General features: G+C 71.5%; 10 protein-coding genes and 1 pseudogene. 8 read left to right on the top strand and 3 right to left on the bottom strand.

Annotated elements, in window-relative coordinates:
* Positions 1-48: 48 nt before the first annotated feature.
* Entirely contained in the window at positions 49-2127 is a 2079-nt protein-coding gene (locus G3I41_RS31600) for an alpha-galactosidase (protein ID WP_164403960.1), read from the bottom strand.
* A gap of 197 nt (positions 2128-2324) precedes the next feature.
* Here G3I41_RS31600 and G3I41_RS31595 point away from each other — a divergent pair, with 197 nt between their 5' ends.
* Positions 2325-3479: an ROK family protein gene (locus G3I41_RS31595; protein WP_164403959.1), complete on the top strand. Its 1155-nt coding sequence runs from the start codon at positions 2325-2327 to the stop codon at positions 3477-3479.
* 511 nt (positions 3480-3990) lie between these two features.
* Entirely contained in the window at positions 3991-5310 is a 1320-nt protein-coding gene (locus tag G3I41_RS31585; RefSeq protein ID WP_164403958.1) for a hypothetical protein, read from the top strand.
* 354 nt (positions 5311-5664) lie between these two features.
* Here the strand turns inward: G3I41_RS31585 and G3I41_RS31580 are convergent, their stop codons facing one another.
* Together G3I41_RS31580 and G3I41_RS31575 are read right to left on the bottom strand one after the other, a co-directional pair.
* Positions 5665-7218 carry an alpha-L-arabinofuranosidase B gene (locus G3I41_RS31580; RefSeq protein ID WP_164403957.1) on the bottom strand — a complete coding sequence of 518 codons (1554 nt, stop codon included), beginning with the start codon at positions 7216-7218 and terminating at the stop codon, positions 5665-5667.
* Between the two features lie 588 nt (positions 7219-7806).
* Positions 7807-8838 carry a LacI family DNA-binding transcriptional regulator gene (locus G3I41_RS31575; RefSeq protein ID WP_164403991.1) on the bottom strand — a complete coding sequence of 344 codons (1032 nt, stop codon included), beginning with the start codon at positions 8836-8838 and terminating at the stop codon, positions 7807-7809.
* 366 nt (positions 8839-9204) lie between these two features.
* Between G3I41_RS31575 and G3I41_RS31570 the strand changes: the two genes are divergently transcribed.
* The 6 genes and pseudogenes from G3I41_RS31570 to G3I41_RS31545 all read left to right on the top strand — a co-directional run.
* The gene (locus tag G3I41_RS31570) at positions 9205-10491 is read left to right on the top strand and encodes a sugar ABC transporter substrate-binding protein (protein ID WP_164403956.1); all 1287 of its coding nucleotides are present in this window, start codon (positions 9205-9207) and stop codon (positions 10489-10491) included.
* A gap of 8 nt (positions 10492-10499) precedes the next feature.
* Positions 10500-11417, top strand: a complete 918-nt coding sequence (locus G3I41_RS31565; RefSeq protein ID WP_164403955.1) for a sugar ABC transporter permease — start codon at positions 10500-10502, stop codon at positions 11415-11417.
* Positions 11414-12274: a carbohydrate ABC transporter permease gene (locus G3I41_RS31560; protein WP_164403954.1), complete on the top strand. Its 861-nt coding sequence runs from the start codon at positions 11414-11416 to the stop codon at positions 12272-12274. Before G3I41_RS31565 ends, G3I41_RS31560 begins: the two co-directional genes overlap by 4 nt.
* Before the next feature lie 46 nt (positions 12275-12320).
* The gene (locus G3I41_RS31555) at positions 12321-13574 is read left to right on the top strand and encodes a glycosyl hydrolase (protein ID WP_164403953.1); all 1254 of its coding nucleotides are present in this window, start codon (positions 12321-12323) and stop codon (positions 13572-13574) included.
* Between the two features lie 55 nt (positions 13575-13629).
* The gene (locus G3I41_RS31550; protein ID WP_164403952.1) at positions 13630-15687 is read left to right on the top strand and encodes an endo-beta-N-acetylglucosaminidase; all 2058 of its coding nucleotides are present in this window, start codon (positions 13630-13632) and stop codon (positions 15685-15687) included.
* A 39-nt stretch (positions 15688-15726) separates the two neighbouring features.
* Positions 15727-17614, top strand: a pseudogene (locus G3I41_RS31545) (alpha-mannosidase); the annotation flags it as partial.

The raw sequence follows: 17614 nt of genomic DNA, 5'->3' as shown, positions 1-17614 counted from the left end.
GCCCGGGGCCCGGCCACGGCCGGGGAGGCCACCTGCGGCGGGGCGCGGTCAGTGGATGCGGACCGCGTGCAGGACGAGCGCCGACTCCGGGTGCGGGCGCGGCAGTTCGAGGCCGATGTGAGCGAGGAACTCACCGGTGACCTCGGCCCGGTCCGGGTACCGGAGGGGCGCCCGGTGGAGCCCGCCGGAGGAGGCGGAGGCCTGAGGGCCGACCGGGGTGAGCCGGTAGAGGCCTTCGGGGTCGAGGCCGGTGAAGCGGGCGCGGGCCGGGGTCTCCGCGCGGGTCGCGGTGAGCTGGACGTACGAGAGCAGGGCCTCGCTGCCATCGGGGGCGACCACGGCGGTGAGCGAGGCGGCGTCGTCCTCCGGGGTCTCGTGACGGAGCAGGCGGCCGGTGTGCAGCAGCGTGCGGTGGCGCTTGTACTCCGCGACCCAGGCGGCGAGTTCGACGCGCTCGGCGGCGGTGGCGGCGGTGATGTCCCACTCGATGCCGAAGTGTCCGAACAGCGCGGTCGCGGCGCGGAAGGCGAGGGGGTGGGTGCGACCGGTGCTGTGGCAGGTGGTGGGCCCGACGTGGGCGCCGGTCAGTTCCAGGGGCAGGAGCAGGTTCGTGCCGCGCTGGATCTCCTGGCGTTCCAGGGCGTCGTTGCAGTCGGAGGTCCACACGCGGTCGGTGCGTTCCAGGATGCCCAGATCGATGCGGCCGCCGCCCGACGCGCAGCTCTCGATCTCCACACCGGGGTGGCGCCTGCGCAGCTCGTCCAGGAGCCCGTACGCGGCGGCGGTCTGGGCCCGGACGGCGGCGCGGCCCGCGTGGCCGGGTTCGACCAGGTCGCGGTTGTGGTCCCATTTGAGGTAGGCGATGTCGTACGTGGAGAGCAGGGTGTCGAAGCGCTCCAGTAGGTACGCGTACGCCTCCGGGCGGCACAGGTCGAGAACCTGCTGGTTGCGCCAGTCCGGCGGCAGCCGGTCGGCGGCGTGCAGGGCCCAGTCGGGGTGCTCGCGCAGGAGGCGGGAGTCGGGGTTCACCATTTCCGGTTCGCACCACAGGCCGAACTCCATGCCGTGCGCCCGGACATGCCGGATCAGCGGGTCGAGCCCGTCCGGCCACACGTCCGGGTCGACGTACCAGTCGCCCAGGCCGGCGGTGTCGTCGCGCCGGCCGAGGAACCAGCCGTCGTCCAGGACGAAGCGTTCGACACCCACTTCCGCGGCACGCTCGACCAGCGGCATGAGACGCTGCGGATCGTGGTCGAAGTACGTGGCCTCCCAGTTGTTGAGGACGACGGGGCGGGGCCGGGCCCCGGGGTCGGGATGGTGGGCGCGGGAGCGCAGCCAGTCGTGGAAGCGGGGCGTGATGCCGTTGAGTCCGGTCGCGGAGTACGCGGCACAGAGCCAGGGCGTCACGTATTCCTCCCCGGGCGCGAGGGCGCACTCGCCGGGCAGGAGCAGCTCGCCGGTGCCGATGACGCAGCCGTTGGACGGCATGCGTTCCGCGTAGTAGCGCTGGTTCCCGCTCCAGGCGAGGTGGACCGACCAGACCTCACCGTCGTCCCAGCCGAAGCCGGGCGTGCCGGCGGACATCAGGTAAGGGCTGTCGTGGCCGGGGCGGCCCCGGCGGCTCTCCCGCAGGTAGGTGCCATGACGCAGCGGGTGGCGTTGGGGTTGGCGTTCCTTGGCCCACCGGCCGGTGAAGTCCATGGCCTCCACCGCTCGCGAGGAGATCGGGAGGACCGGGGTCAGTTCGTCCACCTGGTACGGGTCGGTGCCGGTGTTGCGCAGGCCGTGCCGCAGGCGCAGCAGCCCGGACGCGGTCAGTTCCAGCTCGGCCCGCCACTCGAGCCGGCTGTGCGGATCCTCGGCGTGGACGGTGACGCGGCGGCCGTCGGTGTGAACGGTCCGGTGGTGCGTGAAGGACGGCGACCAGGCCGTGCCGGCCCGGTGGCCCATGAGACCCGGCCGGCCCTGGTGGACCTGGGCGTTGAGCGGGAGGAGCGACGTGCCCGCCACCGCGTCGCCCAAGGTCTGGGCGGTTGCCTCGGACAGGGCCCTCCCCCAGTGCAGGACTCGTCCGTCCGTCTCGTCAAGGACCAGGCCGACCCCGGCCGCGGTCAGGTGAACGGGCATGCGCGACCACCCACACTTTTGATTAGACCATTTTAATAAAACACGCTGCGGTAGGCTTGCAGGCCATGAGGGACGTGTCAAGAGGCGGGGTGGACTCCGCGATGGTGAGGCAGCTCAATGCCTCGCGCGTGCTGGCGGTGCTCCGCTCTTTCCCCGAAGCCCCTTGGTCCTCCAACGACTTGGTCGAGGAGACGGGCATGTCCCGGCCCACCGTCCTGGCCGCCGCCGACCATTTGGTGGACCTCGGCTGGGTCACCGGGTCCGTGAGCCGGGCCGCAGCCGGGCGCGGCCGTCCTTCCCGGTCGTTCGTCTTCCGCCGCGACGCCGGGTACGTGCTGGGCGCGGACATCGGCGCGCGGACGGTCCGGGTCGCGGTGGCGGACCTGACCGGTCATGTCGTGGCCGAGGACGAGCACACCTTCAGCGATCCCGGCATGGCCTCCGGTGAACGGCTGGAGGCGGTCATCAGGACCGCCACCGACGCCTTGGACGCCGCAGGTGTCTCCGGCGAACGCCTCCTCGCCGTGTGCGCCGGGTCCAGTGGCACGGTCGCGGCGGACGGCACCGTCCGCGTCCGCTCCGGGATCCCCGGTTTCGTGGGCGTCGACCTGCCCGACGCGCTGGGCCGCGCCTTCGAGTGCGCCGTCGTCGCGGAGAACGACTGCAATCTGGCCGTCGTCGCCGAGCGCTGGCGCGGGGTCGCCTCGGGCTCCGAAAACGTGGTCTGCGTGCTCGCGGGCGAACGGCTCGGGGCCGGCATCGTGCTGCACGGCGCCCTGATGCGCGGTCATCAAGGAGGCGCGGGCGAACTCGGGTTCCTGCGGTTCATGGGCGGCTTCACCGCGGCCGAGGGGCTGGCCTCACGCGCCCGCGCCGAAGGCAGGCGTCTGGTCGACGCCGTCACCGCGCGCGGTGCGGAGGCGGCGTCCCCCGACGCTCCCGGTTCCGTACTGCACGCTCTGGCCGACGGCGACTCCGCGCGGGTGGACGCGCCACTGGTCTTCGAGGCGATGCGCCGGGGCGACACCGCCCTGCCGAGCCTCGTGGAGCACGTCCTCGGCCCGGCAGCCCGCGCGATCGCGACCGTGTCCCTGCTCCTCGACCCGGAGCTCATCGTGATCGGCGGAGCGGTCGCCGATGCGGGAGACGTCCTCCTCGGCCCCTTGCGGAGCATGGTCGGCCGACTCACCGAGGCGCCGCCGCGCCTGGAGTTCTCGCCGCTCGGGGACCGCGTCGTCGTACTCGGCGCGGTGCGACTGGCCCTGGACACGGCGCTGGCCGAGTTCCAGGACCCGCTGGCCCCTGCTCCGGGACGCGCCGAGGGCCCGCCTCCGGGTGCCCCCTGCGGGTAGCCCCGGGGGCGCGCTTCGCGGCCCGGGCGGAACCGGCCACGCCCGGACCGCGTGTCGGCCGGCAGTCCCTGAGCTTGTATGCGCAGAGGCTGCCGGCCGGCCTGCCGTCCTGATCGTCGGAAACCTGCTTGCCGTCGGCCTTGACCGTGCAAGAGGCCGGCTCGAGCAGCCCGTCCGGACCCTTGACCGCGCCGGGGGCCGCCGACACGGTGATCACTGCCCGCGGTGGGGGGCCCAGCCTCCGGTGAAGTGCGTGATGGCCCGGCAGCCGTCTGCCGGGCCACTGACCGCCGAGGACACCTACCGGGACGGACTCCAGGCCCTGGTGGACGGCCTTCTCGTCAGCCGCTGACAGATTCGCCGCCGTCACGCGCCTGGCCGGCTTCGTCCACGGGTACGGGCTCCGGCTCAACCGAACCCGGCCGGCTTCGCCGTGCCCGCCCTCGCGGGCTCGATCGTTCCGGGCGCCCGCCCGGGCCGACTGTCAGCGCCGTGATGCAGGATGCACCGCATGATCCAGACTCTTCCCCTGGCCCTGCCGGGCACACTGGTGGACCACCACCGCCTCGACCTGACCGCGCTGTACTCCACGGGCTGGGGACTGAGCCTCTTCGACCTCGCCGGGGCCCCGAACGGCGAGGTGTACGCGCTGTACGGCGTTTCCAGATACACCTACGGCGTCGCCGACGAGGAACAGGACCCGGGGACAGCGAACTTCGGATACAGAATCATCGCCCGCTACTCCCAGGAGGGCGAGCTCCTGGCCGGCGCCCAGTTCCGGACCGACGGCCCGGACGAAGAAGACTCGGGCGTCGCAGACGGCGACGGCATCGGCTTGTGTGTCCTGCCCGACGGGGTCCTCGCCATCACCGCGACGCCGGACAACACCACGCTCGTCGCTCCGGACCTGAGCCGGGTTCTGGCCGTGTACGACTCGAAGGACGGGCGCCCCTACCGCCAGTTCGCTCCGGGCCAGGGCGACCCCTTCGCCGGGTCCATCAGCGTCACCCCGTCGGGCCGGCTGCTGTGCACCCTCGCCGAGTACGGCGTGTGGAGGTACGGCAACGTCCTCACCAACCTCGTCGGCATCGCCGAGGGAGCCCTGACCGCCGACTCCAAGCCGGCCATCCGCGCCCTCGCCTCGCTCGACCCCGAACCTGCACACCACAGCGCCGTCGACCTCCGCCCCCACGCCACGTACCAGGGCGCCCCCGTCGGCATGGCGAACCGCCCCCGCCCAGCACTCACCGAACTCGTCGCCGCCGAGGACCGCCTCTCGGGCTGGGACCGGTCCCACCTCGGCCGCCCGGTCCCGCTCTCCGACAGCCTCTTCGTCGTCCCCGTCTACGCCAAGACGTTCCGAGGCGGCAGCCGGGGCCAGCCCTTCGTCTTCGCCCTCGTCAACGACCAGGGCGAGATGACCGGACGGCTCCATGGCCTGCACGAGTGGCGTGACTCGCCCTTCACGGGCTTCTGCTTCAACCTCGCCGCCGACCCGTACCGGGGCCACGCCTTCCACCTCAACCGCTACGGCCTCTACGCCTGGAACGCGTCAGGAGCACTCCGCGCCAAGCTGGACACCGACACCAAGACGTTCAAGGCACTGACCCACTTCACCCTCGGATCCTGCACGCCCGACGGCGACCTGCTGTTGGCCCACACCAAACAGCATCTGATCCTGCGCGTCCCGGCCCCCGACGACCTGACCGACCTCCCGGCCACCGTCGAGGAGGCACTGCGGGCCTACGCCCGACAGCGCACGGCCCTGAAGAAGCGGTGGGGCCCGGTGAACTGGCACTGGACGCACTCCGCACCGCTCCACCGGCTCTGACCACATCGGCTGCCCTCGAGCCGCCGACCCTGCCGGGGCCCGGCCTGTCCAACCCCGCTCAGGGGGAGCGCCTGTGTCAGCCGGATCAGACCTGGCTCTTTGCGGCGATCGACCCTCGTCCGGCTGCTCGCCCAGGTCTGCGTCGTCGGCCGGATCACGGGCGGCGAGGTCGTGATCGCGGCCGGACTCGGGTGCGCCGAGCCGCACTTCCTCGCCGACGTGCTGGGCCCGCTCCTGAGTCCGGCAGCGGACGATGGGGTTCTCAGGACGCGGAGGAGCCGTCACCCGGGCCGCGGGCGGCTCCTCGTCGCCGGTGGCACACCCGCCTGCGCGCGGTGTGCCACCGGAACGCCGTCAGGACCAGGGCTGGGCGGTCAGCCAGGAGGTGTCCTCACTCCACAGGGCGTCACTGTCCCACGTGTTGCCGCCGACGCCGTCCCCCGCGAGGTATCCGGTGTAGGCGTAGTGGCGTATGAAGCGGTTGGGATAGTTGACCGACTGGAAGGAGTAGCCCTGCCCACTGTGGCCTGCCCGGAGACAGAAGGTGGCGTCCCGGTTGAACAGGGCGGTGGCGTCCGAGGACGCGGTGCGGAGCTGGAATCCGGCGTGGCGCAGATACTGTCCGGGGGCGCCGGCGGATTCGAAGGACAGGCAGGCGGAGTCGGCCAGCCCGGGGCGAACGATCCAGGTCGCGTCGCTCTTGTCCGCGTTCGCACTTGCGGCGGTGATCGGCGAGATGGCCACGGTGCCGTCGGCCTGGTGGCGCAAGTAGTCGGCGTTGCAGCAGGTCGTGGTGGCCTTCAAGGAGACCCGGGCCCCCGGGGTGAGGGCGCTGGATGCGAGTGGCGGCGCCTGGTAGCCGGCTGCGGTGATGTTGGCCTGGACCGCGTTCTCCGTGGCGTCCGTCGGGTAACCGGAGGTCATGACCCCCTCGTAGAACGTACCGCTGGAGGATTTGCTGTTGTCGCCGCCGATGCCGAGGATGATCGCGCCCTCCTTGTGCATCGGGTTGTACCCCTGGACGTTGGGCCGGGCTCCGCTGTAGTACGTGGACAGGCCGCCGGACTGGGCGTTGGCGGCCTTGATGGCCCACAGGTTGGGGGCGCCCTTGACGATCGCGGTCAGGAAGCGGTGGCTGACACTGGGATCATTGGCGTTGTAGCCGGCGTTGGGGCCCGAGAAGAGGCCGTTCTCCAGGTCTGCCATCACCCAGGGACCGCTGCCGGTGCCCGACCCCCAGATGGTGCTGTCGCCGAAGTAGATGGCCTCCATGTGCCCGTTGCCGGTGTCGAGGCTGTTCGTCTCGGCGTTGCCGTAGTCGAAGCAGCACCCTCCGCCGAAGTGCGTGCCGTCGAGGACGGCGTACATTCCCTCCGGCTGATCGCCGGTGGCTATGCCGTTGGTCCTGTTGTTGCGGTAGCCGGTGCCGGCGGCGACGTATACGCCATAGGCCCGGTGTCCTGCGACGGTGATCGGCGCGGCGGTGGCGGGGGCGAGGTTGTCGGGGCCGGGGGCGGCGCCGCCGGCGGGGGCCTGGGTGAGGCTGTTGCCCCGCCCGGACTGGTCGTAGATGACGGTGATCACACAGGTGGTTCCGGCGCAGAAGCCGTCCTGCGCGGCGGCATCCGCATAGCCGCCGGCGCTCAGCACCCCGATGTTCTTCGTGGCGCTGTCGGACGCCCGCCGGACCTGGTAGAGCGAGCCCTCGTACGCCCCGTAGAGGGCGCGCGTGGTCGAGTGGGCGGCCACACAGGGCGTGCCGCCGGAGGCGTAGAGGTCACAGGGCCTCTGTGAGGCGGCCTGCGACGTGGCTTCGGTGCCGACCAGGAGGGCGAGGGTCAGAACGGCGGTGGTGCCGGTGGCGAGCAGGCTGCGCCGTGCGTGGCGCAGCCAGGTCTGAACGGACACGGGCGTACTCCTTGCTGGTGGCGGACCATTCCGGCGCGTGCCAGTTGTTAGCGCTAACAATCAAGGGCGCGGGCCGGCCTGGAAGCATGAGCGGGATGTGGGGTCTACCGTGCAGTCGGGCATCACTATGGACACTTGACGTGAACCAGTCAAGGCGTAGGACCCACTTCCCCTACGGGTCGCCACGCGGCCCGCCTCGCCCGCAGGTCAGGCGTGTTATCGCTCACAGCAGCCTTCCGCCACCCCTTCGCGCCGCCGGGGCCGGGGCCACGCAGGGAGCACCGACCGCCGCTTGACGGGCGAACGCGCCATCGGCGCTCACGGGACAGCGCTCGGCGGCATGCGAGTGCAGCCGCACAGTGGGCCCCATCCCGTGGCGGTCGAACGACTCGGCCGTCCGCCGAGTGGCACGCGGAGCCGTGATCGCTCGCCTCGATGCCATCCACGCCGGATCGCGCCGCGGTTTCGGCTCCCGTGACCGCGCAGGGCACCGACGGCCGCCTGCCGGCCGGTCCTGCCCACACCGACCTGATCCAACGCGTGGGCCCCGACGCCTCACTGGGCCTACGGCTATGGGAGGCGCCGGAGTCAGTGCGTCTCGGCGGTCTCGTGCGCCGTAGCCGTGCTGCCGCGTTCGATGAGGTCGGGCAGGGGCACCCGCACGGTGCGCGGCGGACCGCCGTCGAGCAGGGTGGTGAGCTCCCGCGCCGCGAGCCTGCCGAAGGCGACCGGGTCGCGGGAGAGCGCGGTCAGCCATGGGGCGGTCAGCCGGCACAGGGCGGAGTCCTCCCAGGACACCACCGACACATCGGCCGGGACCCGGACCCCCAGCCCGGTCGCCACGGCCACCCCCGCCGCCGCCATCACGTCGTTGTCGTAGATCAGCGCGGTCGGTGGATCGGGGCGCTGCAGGACCCGGCGGGTGGCGGCGGCGCCCTCGGCGTCGGAGTAGTCCGTGGTCACCGAGTGCGCCCCGGTCAGGCCGCGCCGGTCGGCCTCCAGACGCAGCGAGCGGATGCGGCGGTCGGTGTGCGCGAGTGAGGGCAGGCCGGCGATGTGGACGATGCGCCGGTGCCCCAGCTCGTACAGACGGCCCACGATCGCCGCCATCGCGCCCACGTCGTCGGCGCGGACCTGGGAGAGGCCGGGGTGGGGGCCGGTGTCGGTGCCGGGGAGGGCACCGATGATGACACCGGGGAGACCCAGTTCGTCGAGGAGGGGGACGCGGGGGTCGTCCGTGCGCGGGTCCACGACGAGCACCCCGTCGACCCGGTGTTCGGCCCACCAGCGGCGGTAGACCCCGCACTCGTCCGCCACGTCGTCCACCACCTGGAAGAGCAGGCCCAGATGACGCTCGGACAGCACCTCCTGGATGCCGGAGATGAGCTGGAGAAAGAAGGAGTCCACACCGAGGTTGGCCGCCGGGCGTGCCACGACGAGGCCCACAGTGGCCGGACCCTCGCCGGACAGGGCGCGGGCGGCGGCGCTCGGGCGCCAGCCCAGCTGTTCGGCGACGCGCCGGACCCGGGCGCGGGTGACCTCGGAGACACCCGGACGGTCGTTGAGCGCGAAGGAGACGGCGCTCTCCGAGACACCGGCCCGCTGGGCGATGTCCTTCATGGTCGGCCGCTTCGGAGCCACCCGTGCCTCACTTCCTGCCGCACCCGGGGTTGCTGACGGGCAGTCGGGCCCGCTCGCCCCCGGGGCATCGTAGAGCTTCCCCGGCCGTTTGGTCGAGAGAGGGCTCCAGACTGACTAAAGCGCTTGAGTTGCATCGAGCTAAAGCGCATTAGTGAGTAGCCGTCAATAGGACACCACACCCGTTTGACCTGCACTGATGCGGCGAGGAGAGATTACATTCCGGTGAATGTATTGACTTTCAGCGCAGGCGCATTGCAGGGTCTGTCGGGCGAACGCGGTCCGCCGGGTCAGGGACCCCGGGGCCCGCCGACCGCGCGCCTGGTCCGAGCAAAGGAGCCGTTCACCGTGCACATCTCCCGCAGAGCAGTCGCCGCTGCCGCCGTCCTCGCCGCCGTACTGCCGCTGAGCGCTTGCGGCGGGGGCTCCGGCTCGGACTCGTCCGATGCCTCGGGCAAGGTCGAAGGGAAGATCACCTTCCAGACCTGGAACCTCCAGGCGAACTTCAAGGACTACTTCAACGGGGTGATCGCGGACTTCGAGAAGAAGTACCCGGGCACCGAGGTCAAGTGGGTCGACCGCCCCGGCGAGGGCTACGCCGACAAGATCAGCGCGGACGCGGCCGGCGGCACCCTGCCCGACGTCGTCAACGTCTCCCCCGACCTGGTGGCCCCGCTGGCCAAGGCCGGCCTCGCCCTCGACCTCGACAAGGCCGCGCCGAAGTACCGCAAGGAGTACCTGGACGGCGCGTGGAAGAGCCACCAGATACCCGGCACGGAGGGTACGTACGCCTTCCCCTGGTACCTCAACACCGGGCCGATGTTCTACAACAAGCGGCTTTTCGAGGACGCCGGACTGGACCCGCAGAAGCCGCCGGCCACGTACGACGAGGTCTTCGCGGCCGGCCTGAAGCTGGCGGAGAAGAGTCACGGCAAGGTCGCCACCCTCGCCAACGTCCCCACCATCGAGGACTTCGGCCGGTACGGCGGGCAGCTGATGAACAAGGAGGGCACGGGCTTCGCCTTCAACGACGCGAAGGGCGTCGAACTCCTCACGCACTACAAGGAGCTGTACGACGCCAAGGCGCTCGACCCGCAGGCGCTGACCGCGACTCCCGAGTCCTCGGGCCACAAGTTCCTCACCGAGTCCGTGGCGATGAACCCGGGCAGCGCGCTGGACCTGGCCAACTTCAAGAAGCAGGCCCCGAGTCTCTACAAGAACATCGGGATCACCGACCAGGTCAGCAGTACCGGCAAGGCCAACATGTACGTCATGGGCGTCATGGTGAACGCGCAGTCCAAGCGCAAGCCCGCCGCCGTGGCCTTCGCCCACTACGTGACCGACGCGACCCGGCAGATGGAGTTCGCCAAGCAGGTCGCCATCTTCCCGAGCACCGCCGGCTCGCTCGACGACCCGTACTTCACCAAGGAGGACGGGACGGACGAGACCCGCGTCCGCGTCGCCGCCGCGAAGTCTCTGAAGACGGCCGTCAACTACACCCCGGTGTTGTTCAGCGAGCAGATGAAGAGCGAGCTCCGCAACCAGATCGCCAAGGCCCTGCAAGGGAAGCAGAGCCCCAAGGAAGCTCTTGACAACGCTGTCAAGGCGTGTGACCGGCTGTTGCAGCAGAGCTGAGCCCTCTCGTGAACTCCCCCTCCCCCACCGCTGCGGCAGGCCGGCCCGCCGGCCGGATCCGCCGCCATCTGCCCCTCAGTCCCTGGCTGTTCGCCGCGCCCGGCCTGGTCGTGGTCGGCACCTTCAGCCTCTACCCCTTCTTCAGCACGCTGGTGAACTCCTTCACCGACCGGCGGACACTGGTGCCCGGCTCGTTCGTCGGCCTGGCGAACTTCCGGGAGCTGCTGCACGACGAGATGTTCTGGACCGGGCTGCGCAACAGCGTGCTGTACGTCGTCGGCGTGGTCCCCGCACTCGTCATCCTGCCGCTGCTGCTGGCGATGCTCGTCCAGCGGCACATCCCCGGCATCTCCTTCTTCCGGTCGGCCTTCTACACCCCGGTCGTCGCGTCCATCGTGGTCGTCGGCCTGATCTGGGTGTGGATGCTGGACGACCGCGGGCTGGTCAACGCGGTCCTGGAGGCCGTCGGCATCGGCAAGGTCGGCTTCCTCAGCGACCAGTGGCTGCTGCTGGGCAGCGCGATGACGGTCACGGTCTGGAAGGGCCTCGGCTACTACATGATCATCTATCTGGCCGCCCTCGCGAACGTACCGAGGGAGCTGCACGAGGCCGCGTCCGTGGACGGTGCCGGTGCCGTACGCCGCTTCTTCACAGTCACCGTGCCCGCCATCCGGTCCACGATGGTGCTGGTCGCGGCCCTCTCCTCGGTCTCCGCCTTCAAGGTGTTCTCCGAGGTCTACCTGATGGCCGGCCCGTCCGGTGGGCCCGCGGGCGAGGACACCACCCTCGTGATGCTCGTCCAGCGGGTCGGCACCGGGCTGAGCGGGCGGGTCGGTTACGCCTCCGCGATCTCGGTCGTCATCTTCGTCGTCACCGTCGGCCTGATGCTGCTGGTACTGCGCGCCGACCGCAAGGAGGACGCGTGAGCTTCCTGAAGACCACCGACGCCGAAGGCCGGCGGGTCCCCGGCTGGCAGCTCGTGCTGCGGTACGTGCTGCTGCTGGCGGTCCTGGCCCTGACCGTCGGGCCGTTCCTCTGGCAGCTGTCGACCTCGCTGAAGGGCCCCGACGAGGACATCTTCAGCTCCCCGCCGACGTTCTTCCCCAGCGATCCGACGCTGGACAACTACAGCCGCGTCGCCGACACGATCCCCGTCTGGGACTACGCGCTGAACTCCCTCAAGGTCGCCTCCGCCAACGTGGTCACCAACTGCGTCGGCTCGGCGCTCGCGGGGTACGCCCTGGCGAGGCTCCGCTACCGGGGGCGCAGGGCCGCGACGCTGGCGTTCATCCTCGCCATGCTCGTTCCCGTGGAGGGCATCATCATCGCCCAGTTCACCACCATGCGTGACCTGGGGCTGAACAACACCCTGCTCGGCGTGCTGCTGCCGGGGTCGGTCGGCGCGATGAACGTCCTGCTGATGCGCAACGCGTTCCTGAACCTTCCCGTGGAGATCGAGGAAGCGGCGTTCGTGGACGGTGCCAACGTCTGGCAGCGCTTCCTGCGGATCGCGCTGCCCTCCGTCAAGGGCACCCTCGCCGTCGTCGCGATCTTCGCCTTCATGGGCTCGTGGGACGACTTCCTGTGGCCGCTGATCGTCCTCAGCGACCCGGAGAACTTCACCCTGACCATCGGCCTGAACTACCTGCACGGCACCTTCGCCAACGACGAACGGCTCGTCGCGGCGGGCACGATCATCGCCGTGCTGCCGCTCATCATCCTCTTCGCGGGGTTGCAGCGCTTCTTCTTCCGGGGCGTCGGCGAAGGCGCCGTCAAGGGCTGACCCCGCCCGCCCGCTCGCACCACAAGAACCAGGACTCCTGTTCCGTATGAGCACCTCCCCCTTGCGTTTCGGCGCCAACTACACGCCCAGTCAGGGCTGGTTCCACCACTGGCTGGACTTCGACCTCGACGCCGTACGCGCCGACCTCGACTCGATCGCCGGCCTCGGGCTCGACCACATCCGGGTCTTCCCGCTCTGGCCGCTGTTCCAGCCCAACCGCACCCTGATCCGCCCGCGCGCCGTCGAGCAGCTCGTCCAGCTCGCCGACGCCGCCGCCGAACGCGGCCTCGACGTCAACGTGGACGGGCTGCAGGGCCATCTGTCGAGCTTCGACTTCCTGCCCGCCTGGACCGGTACGTGGCACCGGCGCAACCTCTTCACCGACCCGGACGTCCTCGCCGGACAAGCCGAGTACCTGCGCACCCTGGCCGCCGCCCTCGCCGACCGGCCGCACTTCATCGGGATGACCCTCGGCAACGAGATCAACCAGTTCTCCGGCGACCCGCACCCCGACCCGGACCGCATCACGCCCGGGCAGGCGGACGCCTGGCTGACCCGGATGCTGGCGGCCTGTGAGGAGGGGGCACCCGGCAAGCTGCACCTGCACGCCGAGTACGACGCCGCCTGGTACCAGGACGACCACGCCTTCACCCCGGCGCACGCCGCACGCAAGGGCGCCGTCACCGCCGTGCACTCCTGGGTCTTCAACGGCACCGCCCAGCGCCACGGCCGTACCGGCACCGCCACCGAGCATCACGCCGCCTACCTCATCGAGCTCTCCAAGGCGTGGGCGCTCGACCCGCACCGGCCGGTCTGGCTCCAGGAGGTCGGCGCGCCCGCCCCGCTGATCCCCGCCGAGCACGCCGCCGCGTTCACCGAGGCGACCGTGGCCAACGCTTTGGACTGCGAAGACGTATGGGGTGTCACCTGGTGGTGCTCCCACGACGTGTCCCGGTCGCTGGCCGACTTCCCGGAGCTGGAGTACAGCCTCGGGCTGCTGACCAACGACCGCCGGGTCAAGCCGGCCGGCCGGACCATCGCCCGCATCGTCCAGGAGCAGCGCGACCGCGCCCACCGGCCCGCGCCCCGGACCACGGCACTCGTCGTCGACAGCGGGGACGACGAGACCGCGCCCCACCGCTCCGTCTGCGCCCCAGGCGGCGCGGTCTTCGAAGCCTTCGCCCGGCTCACCGCCGACGGCGTCCGCCCCACCACCGTCCTCGCGAGCAAGGCGTCCGACCAGGACCACCTGACCGCCCGGGGCATCACGGAAGTCGTCACGCCCGAAGAGGTCCGCTGACCCCGCGTCACCCCGCACCGCACCGGAATCGAAAACGCACGATACGGAGCACACCATGACCCAGTCCCCGCCGCGCCCGTCCGCACCCAGCCGCCGCACCGTGGTCCTCGCCGGAGCCGGAGCCGCCGCCGGCCTCCTGGCGCCCGGCCTCACCACGACCGCCCACGCCGCCGCACCTGCCACGAGCCGGCCCTGCGCCTCCTACTGGTTTCCCGACTCGCTGCCCGCCGGCACCCCCGGCGACGGCATCAGCTGGCGCAGCCTGAAGGCGTGGCGCCCCGAGGCCGACCCGGACCTGCCGTTCAACACCGCGTCCGTGCCGCTCGCCGACCGCTTCACCCCGGTCCCGGCCAACACCACGGCCCGGACCGACCAGGCGCGGATCACCTCCTTGGTGGCCTTCGGGAACACCGCGGGCAACCCGTCCCAGGGCGCGGCCACCGCCGACTACTACGCCCTGAACCACTGGGCGTACATCGACGAGCTGGTCTTCTGGGGCGGCTCGGCCGGCGAGGGGCTGATCCTCGCGCCGAACGCCCCGGTCGTCGACGCCGCCCACCGCCACGGGGTTCCCGTCCTCGGGACCGTCTTCCTGCCGCCCGTGCACCACGGCGGCGACCTCCGGTGGACCCGCGACCTCGTGCAGCGCGACGCGGCCGGGCGCTTCCCGCTCGCCGTGAAGCTGGTGGAGGCGGCCGTGGCGCACGGCTTCGACGGCTGGTTCCTCAACGCCGAGACCGAGGGCGGGGACGCCGCGCTCGGTGCCGAGATGCTCGCCTTCGTCACCGACCTGCGGGCCCGCAGCGACGCGGCGGGGCTGCGTATCACCTGGTACGACGCGATGACGGTGCGGGGCGAGGTCGGCTGGCAGGGCGCGCTCAACGCCGAGAACACCGCGCTGTTCCGGGAGGCGGACTCGATGTTCGTCGACTTCCGCTGGACGCCCGCGTCGCTCGCCTCCTCCGCGGCGAACGCCGAGGCCGCCGGCCGCAGCCGGTACGCCCTGTGGGCGGGCGTGGATGTGGAGTCCAAGGGCTGGGACGCGCCCGTCGACTGGGACGCGATCATCCCGGCCGACCGGCCGCACACCGTCGGCTACGGCTTCTACCGGCCGGAGTGGACCCGCAGCCATCTTCCGGAGGACCGTACGCCCGGTCAGTTCCACGCCGCCGACCAGCGGTTCTGGACCGGGCGGTCCCTGGACCCGGCCCGGCCGGACCGTACGGACGGCTGGCGCGCCCCCGCGACGGCGGTGGCCGACCGCTCGACGGTGGACCGGCTGCCGTTCGCCACCACCTTCAACACCGGTCATGGCCTGCGCTGGTACGAGAACGGCCGGGTTGCCTCGGACGCCGAGTGGAACCACCTCGGGGTCCAGGACCGGCTGCCGGGCCGCCGCTGGGTCGTCCGCACCGAGGGCCGGCGCCCGTCCGTGGGCTTCGACTTCGAGGACGCCTGGCGCGGGGGCAGCAGCCTCCTGGTCGCCGGGGAGCCCGGCGCCCCGGTCACGGTCGACCTCCATCGCACCCGGCTGCCGCTGTCCCGGCGCACCGTCGTGGAGCTGACGCACCGCGCCGACGCGGAGTCGGGCCCGGTCACCGTCGAGCTCGCCGTCGCCCTGCACGAGCCGGACCGGCCGGGCGACCCCGTGGCGTACACCTACATCCCGGCGGGCGAACTCCGGGCGGGCGGCAGCGGATGGACCACCTCCACGCTGCGGCTGAAACCCCTCTCCGGCACGGTGCACGCGCTCGGGGTGCGCCTCACGGCGGCCGGTCCGGTGCGCTGGCGGCTCGGCGCCGTGGCCGTACGGGACCGGGCGGAGACGCCCGCCGCGCCGACCGGACTGCGCGTCACCGGAGCGTCCCGGGGCACCGGCGGCACGGACCTGCGCCTGCGCTGGCACCGCTCGCCCGGCGAACCGCGCCACTACGAGCTGCACCGCGTCCTGCCCGACGGCACCCGGTGCTTCCTGGGCGCCACCGCCTCCACCGCGTTCTTCGTACCCGGTCTGCGCCGGGAACCGGGCGAGAAAGCCGCTCGTTTCCAGGTCAGGGCTGTTGGCGAGCTGTACACGACCTCCGGCACCGCCTCCACCGCGCACCGCTGGTAACCCCCCACCCGACCCACCACTCACAACGGAGTCCCCCTCATGCACGACGACCGCAGCCTGGTCGAAGCCCGTCTCAAGCGCGTCCTCGACGAGCGCATCCGGCCCGCCGTATATCCGGAGTCCGTCCCGCTGGACGTCGCCGTCTGGAACGCGCCCGGCGAGCCCGTCCCCGTGGCCGAGGGCCTGGCCGGACCCACCGAGCCGATCGCGGTCGGCGACCGGTGGGGTGCTCCGTGGGGCACGTCCTGGTTCAAGGTCTCCGGCACGGTGCCGGAGGCGTGGGCGGGCCGGACCGTTGAGGCGCTGCTCGACCTCGGCTTCGACGAGAACATGCCGGGCTTCCAGTGCGAGGGTTTGGTCTACCGCCCCGACGGCACCCCGGTGAAGGGCCTCAACCCGCGCAACCAGTGGGTGCGGGTGGGCGCCCCGGTGGCGGGCGGCGAGGAGGTGATGCTGCACATCGAGGCGGCGTCCAATCCGGTGATCCTCGACTATCACCCCTTCCTGCCGACGCAGTTGGGTGACAAGGAGACCGCCGGCAGCGAGCCGCAGTACACCCTGGCCCGGATGGACCTCGCCGTCTTCGACGAGGACGTGTGGAACCTGGTCCAGGACCTGGAGGTGCTGGGCGAGCTGATGCAGGAGCTGCCCGTGGAGGGCGCCCGCCGCTGGGACGTCCTGCGCGCCGTCGGCCGGGCGCTGGACGCGGTGGACCTCCAGGACGTGGGCGGGACGGCGGCCGCCGCCCGCACGGAGCTGGCCGGCGTCCTCGCGACGCCCGCCGCGCCCTCCGCCCACCGCATCAGCGCGGTCGGCCACGCCCACATCGACTCGGCCTGGCTGTGGCCGCTGCGCGAGACGGTCCGCAAGGTGGCCCGCACGACGTCGAACATGACCGCCCTCCTGGAGGACGAGCCGGACTTCGTCTTCGCGATGTCGCAGGCCCAGCAGTTCGCCTGGATCAAGGAGCACCGCCCCGAGGTCTACGCGAAGGTCAAGGCCGCCGTCGCGGAGGGCCGGTTCGTGCCGTCCGGCGGCATGTGGGTCGAGTCGGACACCAACATGCCGGGCTCCGAGGCGATGGCCCGGCAGTTCGTGCACGGCAAGCGGTTCTTCCTCGACGAGTTCGGCATCGAGAACGACGAGGCGTGGCTGCCCGACACGTTCGGATTCGCGGCCGGGCTGCCCCAGATCATCAAGGCCGCCGGCTCCAAGTGGCTGCTCACACAGAAGATCTCGTGGAGCCAGACCAACAAGTTCCCGCACCACACCTTCAATTGGGAGGGCATCGACGGCACCCGGATCTTCACGCATTTCCCGCCCGTCGACACGTACAACTGCTCGATGAAGGGCAGCGAGATCGCCCACGCGGCGACGAACTTCAAGGACAAGGGCGTCGCGCAGCACTCGCTGGCGCCGACCGGCTGGGGTGACGGGGGCGGTGGCACCACCCGCGAGATGATCGCCAAGGCGGCCCGGCTGCGGAGCCTGGAGGGCTCGGCGACGGTGACGTGGGAAACCCCCGCGGACTTCTTCACCAAGGCCGAGGCCGAGTACGCCAACCCTCCGGTCTGGGTCGGCGAGCTCTACCTGGAGCTGCACCGCGCGACGCTCACCAGTCAGGCGAAGACGAAGCAGGGCAACCGCCGCAGCGAGCACCTGCTCCGCGAGGCCGAACTGTGGGCCGCCACCGCCGCTGTGCGCACCGGCTTCGCGTACCCGTACGAGCAGCTGGACCGGATCTGGAAGACGGTGCTGCTGCACCAGTTCCACGACATCCTGCCCGGCTCCTCGATCGCCTGGGTGCACCGCGAGGCCGAGAGGACGTACGCGGCCGTCGCCGAGGAGCTGACCGGCGTCATCGACGCCGCGCAGCGCGCGCTCGCCGGTGACCCGGCGGGCGGACGGGCCCTCGTGTTCAACGCCG

Source organism: Streptomyces sp. SID9727, from assembly GCF_010550605.1.
Taxonomy (GTDB): Bacteria; Actinomycetota; Actinomycetes; order Streptomycetales; family Streptomycetaceae; genus Streptomyces.
Note: the sequence above shows the minus strand (reverse complement) of the source record. Positions and strands in the feature narration are given on the sequence as shown.

Coding starts and splice junctions, on each gene's coding strand:
- G3I41_RS31600 (WP_164403960.1), bottom strand. CDS start 2,127: ATGCCCGTTCACCTGACCGCGGCCGGGGTCGGCCTGGTCCTTGACGAG.
- G3I41_RS31595 (WP_164403959.1), top strand. CDS start 2,325: ATGTCCCGGCCCACCGTCCTGGCCGCCGCCGACCATTTGGTGGACCTC.
- G3I41_RS31585 (WP_164403958.1), top strand. CDS start 3,991: ATGATCCAGACTCTTCCCCTGGCCCTGCCGGGCACACTGGTGGACCAC.
- G3I41_RS31575 (WP_164403991.1), bottom strand. CDS start 8,838: ATGAAGGACATCGCCCAGCGGGCCGGTGTCTCGGAGAGCGCCGTCTCC.
- G3I41_RS31555 (WP_164403953.1), top strand. CDS start 12,321: ATGAGCACCTCCCCCTTGCGTTTCGGCGCCAACTACACGCCCAGTCAG.
- G3I41_RS31550 (WP_164403952.1), top strand. CDS start 13,630: ATGACCCAGTCCCCGCCGCGCCCGTCCGCACCCAGCCGCCGCACCGTG.